12 protein-coding genes are annotated in these 14,608 nt (G+C 33.7%); 3 read left to right on the plus strand and 9 right to left on the minus strand.

Annotation, left to right across the window (positions count from 1 at the left end; genetic code table 11):
• Positions 1-21: 21 nt before the first annotated feature.
• The 7 genes from BLT80_RS17955 to BLT80_RS17985 all read right to left on the minus strand — a co-directional run bounded on the left by BLT80_RS17955 (position 22) and on the right by BLT80_RS17985 (position 5,571).
• Positions 22-396 carry a VOC family protein gene (locus tag BLT80_RS17955; RefSeq protein WP_092470578.1) on the minus strand — a complete coding sequence of 125 codons (375 nt, stop codon included), beginning with the start codon at positions 394-396 and terminating at the stop codon, positions 22-24.
• A 46-nt stretch (positions 397-442) separates the two neighbouring features.
• Positions 443-1,141, minus strand: a complete 699-nt coding sequence (locus BLT80_RS17960; protein ID WP_092470580.1) for a DNA alkylation repair protein — start codon at positions 1,139-1,141, stop codon at positions 443-445.
• Between the two features lie 28 nt (positions 1,142-1,169).
• Complete coding sequence (locus BLT80_RS17965; RefSeq protein WP_092470582.1) at positions 1,170-2,411, minus strand: RNA polymerase sigma factor; 1,242 nt, start codon at positions 2,409-2,411, stop codon at positions 1,170-1,172.
• 6 nt (positions 2,412-2,417) lie between these two features.
• Positions 2,418-2,765: a YciI family protein gene (locus BLT80_RS17970; protein ID WP_092470584.1), complete on the minus strand. Its 348-nt coding sequence runs from the start codon at positions 2,763-2,765 to the stop codon at positions 2,418-2,420.
• A 119-nt stretch (positions 2,766-2,884) separates the two neighbouring features.
• Positions 2,885-3,316: a hypothetical protein gene (locus BLT80_RS17975; RefSeq protein ID WP_092470586.1), complete on the minus strand. Its 432-nt coding sequence runs from the start codon at positions 3,314-3,316 to the stop codon at positions 2,885-2,887.
• Positions 3,316-4,263 (minus strand): NAD(P)H-dependent flavin oxidoreductase, encoded by a 948-nt coding sequence (locus tag BLT80_RS17980; protein ID WP_092470588.1) that lies wholly within the window; start codon positions 4,261-4,263, stop codon positions 3,316-3,318. Before BLT80_RS17980 ends, BLT80_RS17975 begins: the two co-directional genes overlap by 1 nt.
• Positions 4,264-4,353: 90 nt before the next feature.
• Positions 4,354-5,571: a class I SAM-dependent rRNA methyltransferase gene (locus BLT80_RS17985; protein WP_092470590.1), complete on the minus strand. Its 1,218-nt coding sequence runs from the start codon at positions 5,569-5,571 to the stop codon at positions 4,354-4,356.
• A gap of 228 nt (positions 5,572-5,799) precedes the next feature.
• On the opposite strand from BLT80_RS17985, the gene BLT80_RS17990 reads away from it, so the two are divergent.
• Positions 5,800-6,465, plus strand: a complete 666-nt coding sequence (locus tag BLT80_RS17990) for an acetyltransferase (RefSeq protein ID WP_092470592.1) — start codon at positions 5,800-5,802, stop codon at positions 6,463-6,465.
• Between the two features lie 112 nt (positions 6,466-6,577).
• On the opposite strand, the gene BLT80_RS17995 is transcribed toward BLT80_RS17990, so the two are convergent.
• Together BLT80_RS17995 and dnaK are read right to left on the minus strand one after the other, a co-directional pair.
• A complete protein-coding gene (locus BLT80_RS17995) occupies positions 6,578-7,864 on the minus strand; it encodes a phenylacetate--CoA ligase family protein (RefSeq protein ID WP_092470594.1) in 1,287 nt (428 codons plus the stop codon).
• Between the two features lie 293 nt (positions 7,865-8,157).
• Entirely contained in the window at positions 8,158-10,059 is a 1,902-nt protein-coding gene (gene dnaK / locus BLT80_RS18000) for a molecular chaperone DnaK (protein WP_092470596.1), read from the minus strand.
• A gap of 290 nt (positions 10,060-10,349) precedes the next feature.
• Here dnaK and BLT80_RS18005 point away from each other — a divergent pair, with 290 nt between their 5' ends.
• Entirely contained in the window at positions 10,350-13,889 is a 3,540-nt protein-coding gene (locus BLT80_RS18005; protein ID WP_092470598.1) for a choice-of-anchor I family protein, read from the plus strand.
• Between the two features lie 170 nt (positions 13,890-14,059).
• Positions 14,060-14,569, plus strand: a complete 510-nt coding sequence (locus tag BLT80_RS18010) for a hypothetical protein (RefSeq protein ID WP_092470600.1) — start codon at positions 14,060-14,062, stop codon at positions 14,567-14,569.
• Positions 14,570-14,608: the final 39 nt, after the last annotated feature.

Here is a 14,608-nt window from a genome sequence, read left to right on the forward strand (position 1 = left end):
ATATTAAGCTATTAAAAACGGTTATTTAACTTCTGTGTTGAATTCTCCAAAATGCCAAAGAATGCCGGCAGGATCATGAAGAAAAAACTCATTTCCCCAATCATTATAAACAATCTCTGAACATCTGACGTTTTCGTACTTTTCTATTATTCCACTTTGCTTCAAATGTTGCAGATGGTGTTGAACATTATCAACTTCTAGAAAAACCATAGTATTATCTATCGAATCTTTTGCGTAATAGTCTTGTAAATAAAAGGCGAATTCTCCTGTTTTAAATGCAGACATATTATGAGAAATAACAAATTCTTCAAATCCTAAATCTTTATAGAATTCTCTAGAAATATTGTAAGCTTTTGAACCTATGAACGGTCTTATGGATTTTGGTTTTAGTGTCATATATCTTATATTATAGAATAATTAGTGGTCGTTAAATTTTAGAAATCTAAAACCTATAAATAGCTCTCGGATAATCAGACATTCTAATGCCTTCCTTTTGCAATTCGGCTAACGCATTTTTGGCTATCCATTGGGCAGATTTACTTTCAAATTCTAGAATGTCATTAGCGACTTCTATGGCTTTACGATTGAGGTCTACATTTCGTTTTCCTATGTTTCTTAAGGCCCAATTTACGGCTTTTTTCACGTAGAGCCTCTCATCATGGGCTTCGCGTTTTATAATTGATAAAAATTGTTCAAATAAGGCGTTATCTGAAGTTTTATCTGCCATACAATACGATGCTAAAGTAGCAAATGCTGCTCTCTTCTCAAACTCTGGTTCTCTTTGTGACCATTCTAATATTTTTGCAAGAGCAAAACTACTTTTTGAAAACAACCCCATACAAAAGCTGTCACATATTTCCCAATTTTCAAAGGTCTTTACCCATTTTTCCATGAGCTCCTCTGTAACATCTTTGGGGTTAAATAGTTTGCTACATAATAAGCGCGCTTCGTAAATTTCACTATCAAAAAGCTGTAAGGCGAGTGTATTGTCTATACCTATTTCTTTAGCTATTACTTTTAAATCTTTATGATAAATACCTAGTGAATTATATGAGATAATGCCAAACTTCTTCGCTTTAAAAGCTACTTTATCCTTGTCTTCTAAGTCATAAAGCGCTTCTATAATTTCTTTGCAGGTCATTTAGTCAATTTTATTTCTCAAGTGGTTGTTATAAAGATTTCAAAATCTCCTTTTTCTTCAATAAATACGCTTTCTCTAAGGTATTAGTTACCGCATCTAAAGCCAAATCGATTTGTAATAAAGCTTCATCAAAATTATCGGTTTCGGCATAATAATCCGCTTTAGCCGCATAATATAAATACACGCGTTGCTCTAAATCTTCTGGTTTTAGTTGTTTCAAATACGTATTTGCTATTTTATAATCCTTAGTCTGCATTGAAATTACTGCCATAGTTAATAAATGTGAAGCCATAGGTTGTAAGGTATAAAGCGCTTTGTACCAGTGTAAAATTTTGTTCCAATTGGTGTCTTCAAATGTTTTAGCTTTTAAGTGTTCGGCTGCAATAGCAGCTTCATAATGGTAACAAGAAAACTCCTTTGTTTCAACGGCTTTATACATCATGGAATTCCCAAGTTGAATTAATGGGAAATGCCATAAGCTTCTATCTTGTTGTTTTAAATCTAGTACTTCGTTATTTACGTTTGTTTTGGCTTCTAATCTTGCCGAATGAAAACACATCAAAGCAAAAAGCGCATAACATTCTGGGAATTGGGTTTGTTGATGGTTGAGCAATAATTTACATAAACGCAAGGCTTCACCACATAAATCTTCTCTGATTAATTGGTCTTTACTGTTAGAGTGAAACCCTTCATTAAAAATAAGGTATAATACTTCTAATACACTATCTAAGCGTTCTTGTAAGTCTTTGCCTTGAGGAATATTGAATTGTAAATTGGCTGATTTAATCGCTTTGCGAGCACGTAATAATCGTTTCTTAATCGTTGCTTCTTTGGTGAGTAATGCGGAAGCAATTTCTTTAATACTGAATCCGGAAACGGTTTTTAAAGCAAATGAAATGCGGTCTCTAGGATCTAATTTGGGATGGCAAGCCGTAAATATCATTCTAAGCTGTGCATCTTCTATTTCTGAATCTAAAAATAATTCATTTATGGCGATGGCATCTGTCCCTTGAGTAATATGAAGACTATTATTCTTTTGAGCTTTTAAGGTTCTAAAAATATCTAAAACTCTATTTTTAGCTGCCTTTGTGAGCCATGCTTCAGGATACTCAGGTTGTTCTTTTCTCCAAGACAAACTCGCTTTTATAAAGGTATCTTGTATGGCATCTTCAATAATATCGAGATGTTGTAGTCCAAATATTCGTGTTAAAACAGAGACCATCTTTCCACTGTGATGGCGAAAAAGATGGTCTATGAGTTTTGGTTCCATTAACGGTTATTGATCGAATACCATAATTTCACGAATTTCTACTGTGTTTCCTAAATCATAATCAGGAAAATCATTCGCAATCTCTTGAACCGCATCAAAATCCTTAGCTTTTATCAAATAAAATCCACCGACTATTTCTTTGACTTCCGCAGAAGTTAAGTCGGTAACAGTTCTGTCTTTACCAGTAATACGTCTAATTTGTGGTGTTAAGGCTTCACCTCCTTTTAAAATACCTGCTTGTTCCATTTTGGCTCCCCAAGCAAACCATTTTTCCATCCGGCTTTGTAGCTCTTCTGGAGACATGCCTAAATCAACATACTCTTTACCAACGAAAATCATCATAAAATCTTTCATAATTTTTAAAATTTAATAGTTATATCCTTATGACGTTTACCAAAAGATAAAAGAGGACAATTATTACATAAAATTTGAAATAAATATATAGACTTTTTTCTAAAGTAGAATAATATTAATCAATAAGGTAAGGCATTTGGCGTGTAGTAATATTGAAATTCTACAACTTCACCTGTCACTAAAGTATCGCGACCTATAAGATAATAGCTTTCTCCAACATGGTTACTAAAATATGATTTCGCTGCATGAAATGTAATTGCATCACCTGGTTGATATTGTTTTATAGACTTCACATCTTTATCGTTATAATTAGAATCATCATTAACCTCTAAACTGTAATGACTAAAACGCAAGTTGTCTTTATGCCAACGAAGCGTACTAACAGTTTTTAGTTGATGTGGTTTGTTTAAAAAAGACACGTAAGGTTCTTCATTTGAAATGTCTTTTTTAGATTCATACAAAATGAAAGCAAGTATGCCGGTAATAAAAAGAAAACCTATAACTCCAATGGTAATTATACCATATTTAATGGTCTTTGAAGTTATAGCCATTAATTAACCAAATTATCTACAATAGCTTTTACAGGAAGAATTTCTTTAGTATGCTCAATGCTTGGGCCGGCAACCCAAACCGTTTTATAAGTGGCTTTTTTAGCAGCATTTTCGGTAGCTCTCATTCCTATTGAAAAACGAATCATTTTCACCCATTTTTTTAGGCTTTTATTCTTATTCAAGAGATTTTCTAGCCATGTCGCCTTTGTTCCTATTTTCTGAACATAAGGTGTATTAATTACTGTACATGGAGTCCCAGAGATACGCTCCGTCATTATAATATCTTTTTCACCATAATCTACACAAGCTTGTTTATATTCGTCTGTAACTCCAGCTTCAATAGAAGCAATAAACGGACTTCCAACAGAAACTCCTTCAGCTCCATAACTCAACATTTTATCAATATCCGCTTTACAGCCTACACCACCCGCTGATATTACAGGTATGGTTAATGCTTTGCTTAATTGGTTAGTTAATGCTTCAGGAGATAAATTTCCTCTATGTCCACCAGCTTCATTATTTACAGCGATTGCTGCATCTGCTCCTAGTTGTTCAACTTTTTTGGCAAACCTTAAATCGGTAACATCACAGAAGACCTTAATACCAACGGCATGTGCTTGGAAAATGGTTTCTTCCGGACTTCCTAAAGAGGTGATAATAAAATCACAGCCTTCTTGGCAAATAACTTCTAATTGGGCTTTATATTTAACGTTAGACTTGTTTACAATTAAGTTAAAACCAAAAGAACCACCTTCAACTTTATTAGCTTTCAGTTCTTTTATAGCTGCTCTTAATTCGTCTAAAGTTCTGTAATTAAGTGCAGGAATACAACCAGCAATTCCAGCTTTCATAGCTTCGGTTACCATAGCAACATTAGAAACCAAGAACATTGGTGCTTGAATGATTGGGTATTTGATGTTTAGAAGTTCTGTGAGTTTTGTAGACATAAATAATTAATTTTAATAACACTTAGACAAGTTCAGTGTGACATTTATTAATAACACAAATGTAATAAATATTATGCATGCATAACACTTTTATTCTAAAAACCGATAATAGCCACATTTTAAATAGGCTCCTTCAGGAAATGCAATGGGATGGTCTATATCATGTTTGGTTTTTAATTCTGTTTCAAAAAGTCTTGATTTAGAATTTAAGACTTGAGAGTTTAAATCAAAAAATGCTTGGGCTAATACTCTAGAGGAGCATGATGCTAACACTAAGAGCCCGTTTTTAGCAGTGAGCTTCTCTCCTAGTTCTGCCAATTGCGCATATTTCTTTTTTGCTAAATCTATTTCTGATTGTTGCTTGGCAAAACTTGGTGGATCGATTACTACAACATCATAGGTTTTACCTTTCGCTATTAACGCCTTCATTTCTGCAAATGCATCACCCGAGATGGTTTTATGTTGACCTGTATAAGCATTTAACTTTCCATTTTCGCGAGCTATATCTAAAGCTTGCTTACTAATATCTAAACTAGTAACATCGGTTGCTCCCTTTGCTAAAGCATGAACAGAGAATCCTCCTGCATAAGAGAATACATCTAAAACTGATTTGCCTTTACTTAATTCGCCAACACGTCTTCTATTATCTCTATGATCTAAAAAATAACCCGTTTTATGACCTTTAATAACGTTAGCAGAAAAATTAACACCATGCTCTACAAATTCTACAACTTCATTATCTAGTGTACCAAAAATAACTTCACCATCCTTTAAAGAATGGTTTTTACTATTCTGTAAACTTCTACTTAAACGCATTACGATGGTTTCCGCTTTTGACGTTTTCTGTAAACTTTCTAAAATAGGTTCTAAATAAGCCAACCAAATTTCGGAGTATACTTTTACCACTAATACGGAATCATAAACATCAGCTATTAACCCAGGGAAACCATCATTTTCACCGAATAATAGACGATAACTATTAGTATTTGTTAAAAGTAACTCTGAACGCTTCTCAAGAGCTAATTCTATTTTATGATGAAAAAAAGCAGCATTAACTTCTACTTTGGTGTCAGCATTATGAATGATTTTAATTCTAATAGGAGAATCAGCATCATACAATCCTAATCCCACAACTTTGTTTTTATTTTTACTAAATATAATGGCTAAATCACCAGTATGAGCATCATCATTAATTTTTACAATACTGTTAGAAAATACCCAAGGATGTCCTTTTACAACGAATTGTTCTGCTTTGGCGTTAAGTTTTACAGCTAATCGTTTTGGGATGTAATTGGTATCTAAGGACATATTAAAATTCAGATTTAAAATCAAACATACAACAATAAAATGCAATACAAATTAAGCTTAAGATTAAATAATTAATCATTTTACAGCTAAAATTAAACGCTTTATCCTTAATTTGTATTAATTATCCTTAATAACATTATATTTGAATTATTGTCACCAAATCTATTATTAACATGTTAATTTGTTTAAAAGAAATCATTTTTTTTATCAATATCTATTTATAACAAAATGAAAAATATTTTAATATATGGTGCTTCTGGCCATGCTAAGATGATTATCGATATTATTCACAGAAACAACAAACACAAAATTATAGGTTTTTTAGATTCATATAAGCCAAGAAATAAAGACATTTTTGGATATAAAATTATTGGTAATTTAGATACGCTACCTACATTAATTGAACAACATAATATCCAAGGTATAGTCATCGCTGTTGGAGATAACAGTAATAGGCAAAAGGCTTATAATAATATCTCCAAAATCACATCAAATTTAGAGTTTGTTCCAATTGTACATCCAAGTGCAATAATTGCTAGAGATGTGGTCATCTCAGAAGGAGCTGTTGTAATGCCAAGTGTTGTAATAAATGCTAATGCAAAAATTGGTCGGTTTACAATTTTAAATACAATGTCTTCTTTGGGGCATGATTCTGTTATGTCTGATTTTTCTAGTTTAGCATCTGGTGCTACTATTGGAGGTAATGTAAACATCGGACTATGCTCTGCAATTTGCTTAAAAACCACTATTATACAAAACATTTCCGTTGGAGACCATACCATTATTGGTGCAGCATCGTTAGTTGTTAAATCTATTGGTGATTTAAAAAAAGCTTTTGGATCCCCTATTCATACTATTAAAGATCGAAAACCAAACTCCAAATATTTAGGATAAAAAAACTTAATTGTATTATTAAGATTAGAACGAGTCCATCAAGAGTTTTTGTTGGCTATTTTGAAACTTAAACTTATTGAAGAAAATTAACCTTAAAAAATAATGAGCTGATTTAGGTATAATACTCATTTACAACTTCTCTCCTTTTTCCTGAGGCTAAAAGCGGAATCTCATCTACATAATTGATTTTTATAATAGCGTCTTCCCCGAAATGCACTTTATAATCCGAAATTAATTTCGTTTCATCGATGCGCTTCACTGTGTTTAGATTAAAATGATACTCTGTCTTACTTTTTTGAACCAATTGAAATTGCTTAAAAGTCCCATAATCTAATAACCTTAACGATAAATGTGATGAGATTAACTCACCACTTGTATTATAAAGTTGATCTACTTTCCTTCCTGAAATTTCAGTGAAGAATGGTCGTCCGTTTTTGTCGTGTTCCATAATGCCAATATCACCAGTATCATATCGAATTAAAGGAGTTGCCAAATTATATAAATCAGTTAAAACAATCCGTCCTAATTCACCATCGGGTAACTTCTTATCTTCATTTAAAGCTAGAATTTCCATGACATAGCTAGAGTCATTGATTCTAAATTTAGTGTCTTCCGCACTCAATTGCTGAGCCATTATACCTGTTTCATTATTTGAATATCTAGATAATGGTGTAACTCCAAAATACGTCTCTGTAGTCTGCCTTGTATAAGAATTTAAACGCTCTGAGATTGTAATTATTGATCGGGTTTTAAATTGAATAGGGTTTTCTCCTAGAGCATCTATATAATTACAAATTTTCTCAAAAGCAGTGGGGTAACCTAAAAAACTAATAGGCGTCCTTTTCTTATTGAGTGTTGCGATTAACTCTTCAATTGCGGCATCAGATAAATTTAAAATGTTCCAAGGTTTGAAATTCTTAGCAAAGAAATTCAGCTTTAATTTAAAAGGTAAGAGTTTAGGCCAAATTTTAATAAAGACGAGAAACTCTCCTAATTCATAGTTTGATAAAGAAGAAAAATAAAGAATGTCAGCCTTTATTTTACGAACCTTTTCTTTATTTTGATAAAGCTGAAATGGTGCTCCTGTTGAACCGCTTGTAGAAGCAACTTTACATTGCTGTTTTTGGTACTTATCAGAAAAGAAAGCATCAAAATTATCTCGGATCATATTTTTATTAACGACCGGGAAATCTTCTAATGATTTAAAGGATCTACCTCTATAAAATGACGTTGTCTCAGTAGCATGATTCAACAATTCTAATAAACGATTAGAGTTTTCAGTCTTAGTCCAATTCTTATCCTTGGCTTCTAAGATAGATGTTGTGTGCTGATAGTTTTTTCTTAAAGAACTTCCTTTAAGTCGGTCTATTGTCCAAAAAATATAGCGTCTTAAATTCAATTTGATTTGGTTTCTGTAAAGTTAATTAAATTTTAGATTAGGGACGTTTTTACTATAAACATTAACAAAAAAACGCAACCAAATTAATGATTGCGTTTTTTATTATTTAATTGAAGTATTTAGCTTCTTTCTGACAAAAAAGTCAGAATTGATTCTCTAAGATGCCCACTTTCGTTGGCATAAGCGATTCACTCAAAATACGCCAAAAGCATATTTTGGTTCTCTGAGATGCCCACCTTCGTTGGCATAAGCGATTCACATAACTTTCGCAAAAGCAAAAGTTGGTTCTCTGCTTACTTAACTTCTTCGAAGTCTACATCTTCCACATCGCTAGACTCGTCAGCTGGTTGCTCTGCTCCTGCTTCAGGACCAGCAGCTCCACCTTGACCTTCTGCTTGGGCTTTGTACATTTCTTCGCTTGCTACTTTCCATACTTCGTTAATTTTATCTAAAGCTGGAGTGATAACTGCGATATCTTTTGTTTCGTATGCTTTTTTCAATTCTTCAAGAGCTGACTCAATTGGCGCTTTTTTATCATCAGATAATTTATCACCAAATTCTTTCAACTGACTTTCTGTTTGAAAAATCATAGCATCGGCCTCATTCAATTTATCAGCAGTTTCTTTTGCTTTCGCATCAGATTCAGCATTTGCTTCAGCATCAGCTTTCATCTTTTGAATTTCCTCTTCTGTTAATCCAGATGATGCTTCAATTCTGATATCTTGAGTTTTGTTTGTTGCTTTATCTGTAGCAGATACTTTAATGATACCATTGGCATCAATATCAAACGTTACTTCAATCTGAGGAGTTCCTCGTCTTGATGGTGGAATTCCGTCTAAGTGGAAACGACCAATTGTTTTGTTATCTGCTGCCATTGGACGCTCACCTTGTAACACGTGAATCTCTACTGATGGCTGATTGTCTGCAGCTGTTGAGAATACTTGCGATTTCTTAGTAGGAATCGTTGTGTTAGACTCAATCAACTTCGTCATTACATTACCCATAGTTTCAATACCTAATGATAATGGTGTAACGTCTAATAAAAGAACATCTTTTACATCACCAGATAAAACACCACCTTGAATTGCTGCACCTAATGATACAACCTCATCAGGATTCACACCTTTACTTGGAGCTTTTCCGAAGAAAGCTTCAACTGCGTTTACAACTGCAGGAATACGTGTAGAACCACCAACTAAAATAACTTGGTCAATATCAGATTTTGTTAAACCTGCTGCTTTTAGGGCTGTTTGACAAGGCTCTATTGTACGTTTAATTAAATCGTCAATTAACTGCTCAAATTTAGAACGTGTTAATGTACGTACCAAGTGCTTTGGTCCACTAGCTGTTGCTGTAACGTAAGGCAAGTTGATTTCAGTTTGTGCAGAAGATGATAATTCAATCTTCGCTTTTTCTGCTGCTTCTTTTAAACGTTGTAAAGCCATTGGGTCTTTACGTAAGTCCATATTTTCATCAGCAATAAACTCCTCAGCTAACCAATCGATAATACGTTGATCAACATCATCACCACCTAAATGTGTATCACCATCTGTAGATAATACTTCAAATACACCATCACCTAATTCTAGAATAGATACATCATGTGTTCCTCCACCAAAGTCAAATACTACGATTTTTTGGTCAGTCCCTTTTTTGTCCATTCCGTAAGCCAATGCTGCAGCTGTTGGTTCGTTTATAATTCTACGAACTTTAAGACCTGCAATCTCACCAGCTTCTTTTGTAGCCTGACGTTGTGCATCGTTAAAATATGCTGGTACTGTAATTACAGCTTCAGTTACATCTTGTCCTAAATAATCTTCAGCAGTTTTCTTCATTTTTTGAAGTACCATTGCCGATAATTCTTGAGGCGTGTATAAACGACCATCGATATCTACTCTTGGAGTATCGTTGTCACCTTTTACCACTTTATATGGTACACGCTCTGCTTCTTTCTTAGACTCAGAATACTTGTTACCCATAAAACGTTTAATCGAATAAACTGTCTTTGTTGGGTTAGTAACTGCTTGTCTTTTTGCTGGATCTCCAACTTTAATTTCACCACCTTCTACGAAAGCGATAACCGAAGGTGTTGTTCTTTTACCTTCAGCGTTCGGGATTACAACTGGCTCGTTACCTTCCATTACAGAAACACAAGAGTTTGTTGTACCTAAATCAATTCCAATAATCTTACTCATAATATTTATTTGTTAATAGTTTTCCGCTTCTACCTAATATTAGACAAATACACGGAAATTATAGTGTGTTAATTTTCTATCTCGGTATGTATTAGTCAATGATTATGCCATGACAAAAAATATGACATGATGTCACTTTAAGAAATTGTTAAGAGATAATAAACTACACAACACTTAGAATACGTCTACTTAACCTTATTAAAAATTTCTTCATTCTTTAATAATACTAAGCATATAATAAGGATACGTATGGTTGATAGCTTTACAGGAACTAAAAACAACCAAAAATTATGAAACACATTTTACAATTATTATTTATCTTTTTCACATGCTTCGCTAGTGCTCAATTAAGTACTGGTGATATGGCGTTTACTGCTTTTCACGCCAATGACGACGATGATTTTGCAATGGTGACATTTGTTGACATACCTGCAAATAGCATTATCTATTTTTCTGACAAAGAATGGACAGGAACAGAATTTAATTCTGGTGAAGCTAATTATGAATGGCATACAGGTACAGAAGTAATTACAGCCGGATCAATTATTACATTTTACACTATTAGTGACATACCAAACGTATCACATGGAACTATTGTTGGTTCGCCTGGCGGAATTTCGGCATCATCAGAAGCTATATTTGTATATCAAGGTACAGATATAGACACTCCTACTACATTTATTACTGCTGTTGCAAATTCATCTTCTGCCTATGATGATGGTGCTGGCACTGGTTTAATTGGCACTGGACTTACAGAAGGCTCTACGGCTTTAACGTATGCTAACGGAACGACTTTGGCTGTTTACAATGGACCAAGAACAGGCTATACAGCTAACGGCTATATCGTTGCTTTAAATACTATGAGTAACTATAACTTTGAAGAAGCTGCTAATCTACCTTTTGACACAACTCCGTTTGTAATCTCAACGACAGATACAAACCCTCCAAGTGTTGCTAATGTTTATTCAATTAACCAAACCACAACCAAAGTTGTATTTACTGAAGAGGTCACACAAGCTACAGCAGAATCAATAGCTAATTATATTTTCAGTCCTGCTCTTAATGTGAATTCAATTGTTTATGACAATGTTACATTAACAGCAACTCTTACACATTCAGGTTTAAATGAAGGTTTAGCTTATAACGTTAACATCAACAATCTTGAAGATGTCTTTGCCAATACACAAACCACTGCTTATGTGAGTGACGATTTTTATTACAACTCCTTAACCTCTGGTTTAATTATTACTGAAATCATGTATAATGCTCCTTCTGATGACTCTAACGCTTTAGAGTTTTTAGAAATCTATAATAATAGTGCTACTTCAATTGATTTAGGAGGCATAACGGTTAATGATGAAGGTAATTTCTTTTTTACATTCCCTGAAATGACATTGGCTTCAGAAGGCATTGTTTTATTAGCGACTGACAAAGCTACTGCCGATGCCTTTTACGGAGTGTCATTTTTGGATATGCCGCAAGCTATTTCTAATGCCTTAGGTAATGGTGGCGAATTATTAGAAATTAAAAATTCTGAAGGCACTGTAATATCTCAAGTTGAATATAGCGATGATTCGCCTTGGCCAACGACTGCGGATGGTGATGGTCCTTCTTTAGAATTGTTAAATCCTGAAGGCGACTTTAACGAAGGTACCAACTGGTTACCAGCGACTAACTTAATTGGTCCTTCTCTTGGTGACAATGTTTATGCATCACCAGGAACTTATAATCCTATTACTAATGTGATTCCACAGATTAGTTTTGCCGAAAGCACTTATGTTATTAGTGAAGATGGAACTAGCCTTGAGGTTTCAATAGAATTATCTGCATCTACAGCTAACATCGTTTCGATAAATGTTAGTTTAGTTACCGAATTATTAACAGCTACAGAGACTGATGATTTTACTTTTACAAACCAAACAATAGACTTTCCTGCAAATTCTACAGATGCAATTTCAATAACAATTCCTCTTGTAGATGATGCTATTGCAGAAATGGATGAACTTTTTATTTTGAGTCTTTCAAATCCTGTTAATGGTACTTTAGGTGCTCATGAAACTACAGGAGTTTATATTATAGATAATGATACGGCGACACCTGCAGCAACTGATCTTTTAGATATTACTTATTTATCTAGTTATTTAGTAGATGGTGCTGGTTCTGCAGAGATTGTGGCTCACGATCCTGTTTCAGAACGTCTATTTGTTTTAAATTCAATAGCTCAGAAATTAGAGATTATCGATTTCTCTGATATCAATGCCATTTCTACAATCAGTGCTATCGATTTATCTACCTATGGTGATCCAACGAGTGTGGCCTATATGAATAATATCGTCGCTCTTGGGATTTCAAAAGGGCCTTTAGAAGATGGTGTGGTTGTGTTTTGTGATATTAATGGCACAATCTTATCGACAGTCACTGCTGGAAATCTTCCTGATATGGTTGGATTCACTCCTGATGGCACTAAACTTTTAGTAGCTAACGAAGGTCAACCAAATGATGATTATTCTGTAGATCCTGAAGGTAGTATTTCTGTTATTGATGTTACATCGGGCTTAGGAAACATTTCTCAAGCGAACGTTACAAGTATTAACTTTAATACCTTCGATAATCAATTAACTACACTACAAGCTGCAGGTGTTAGAATATTTGGTCCAAATGCTTCCGTTTCTCAAGACTTAGAACCAGAATATATTTCATTCTCAAGTGATTCACAAACAGCTTATGTAACACTTCAAGAAAACAATGCTATTGGAGTTATCGACTTAACAACTAATACTATAACATCTATTTTGCCTTTAGGGTTAAAAGATCATACTTTAGCAGGAAACACATTAGATGCTTCTGATGATACAGACTTTATTTTCTTAGCCAATTGGCCAGTAAAAGGAATGTATATGCCAGATGCTATGGCGTCTTACGAAATAGGAGGAGTTACTTATTTAGTAACTGCCAATGAAGGTGATGCCAGAGAATATGATACATTTGAAGAAGAAGAACGTGTGAGCGATTTAAATTTAGATCCAACGGTTTTTCCTAACGCAGAATTTTTAAAACTTGATAGTAACTTAGGACGATTAACAGCGACTAACGCTTCTGGAGATACTGACAATGACGGTGATATTGACGAAATTCATGTTTTAGGATCGCGCTCTTTTAGCGTTTGGAATGCCGCAACAGGAGCTTTAGTTTTTGATAGTGGTGATGATTTTGAACGTATTACAGCAAACGACCCAACTTATGGAGGTTTATTTAATGCAAGTAATAGCAATAACAACTTTAAAAACAGAAGTGATAATAAAGGTCCTGAGCCTGAAGGTGTCACTATTACGGAAATTGATGGTCAGGTGTATGCATTCATCACTCTAGAGCGTGTTGGTGGTTTTATGACGTATAACATTACAGACCCAAACAATCCTGTGTTTGAAAAGTATATTAACAATAGAGATTTAGGTGAAGATGAAGGTGGTGACTTAGGTCCTGAAGGTATAATATATGTAACTCCAGAAAACAGTCCAGTTAACACTGGTTTAGTGATTATGGCTAATGAGGTTAGTTCTACATTAAGTTTCTATGCACTTAACACTACAACCCTGAATACAGATGAATTTACTTTGCAGTCTGAATCGTTTAAAATATATCCTAATCCTTCAAAATCAAATCAAACGGTTTATTTTAACCAAACGGTTTCAGTGTCTTTATTTGATTTACAAGGCCGTGAAATAGCGACTAAGGAAAATACAATGGACTTTAAACTACCAAGTTTAAATATTGGCACCTATATATTGAAAACAAACAATGGTGAAAGCTTTAAGCTTTTAATTAAATAAATCTGCTAATTTATTTCCATAAAAGCACCTTCAATTGAAGGTGCTTTTTTTCGTTGTAATAATTCAATTCATTTTTCTTTAAGAAGCAAAATCTTAATAATATCTAAAAAGGGCACACTGTTTGATAATAAATAGCAATACATTAGTTATTAATTAAAATTTATATCATCATGAGAAAAATTGCCTCTTTATTATTTGCACTTACTTTTTTATTAACCGCATGTACTGGTGACCAAGGCCCTCCTGGTTTTGATGGACAAGATGGATTAAATGGAGTTAACTTTGTAGGTCAATCCTTTGAAAGAACAATTGATTTCCTGCCTGAAAACAGCTACGAAGAGTATATTGTTATTCCTAGCTCAATTGATCTTTTTGACACCGACATGATTTTAACTTATGTGCTTTGGGAACAAGATCCTGTTACAGGTAATGATGTTTGGAGACTTATACCTCAAACTGTTTTTACAGATGCGGGTGAATTATTTCAATATAATTATGATTACAGCTTTGATGAAGTTCGATTATTTATAGACGCACCTGCTAGCTTCGATTTCAATAATCTATCATCTGCTGCTACTTTAAACCAAACCTTTAGAATTGTTGTTTTACCAGTTGACTTTGTAAATAGTAGTAATTTAGATATCACAAATTATGAAGACGTAATGGAATACATTGAATAGAATATTAAAATAAATATTTTAAAAAGCTTGAAATAAATT

Origin of the sequence: Winogradskyella thalassocola (assembly GCF_900099995.1) — a bacterium.
GTDB lineage: Bacteria > Bacteroidota > Bacteroidia > Flavobacteriales > Flavobacteriaceae > Winogradskyella > Winogradskyella thalassocola.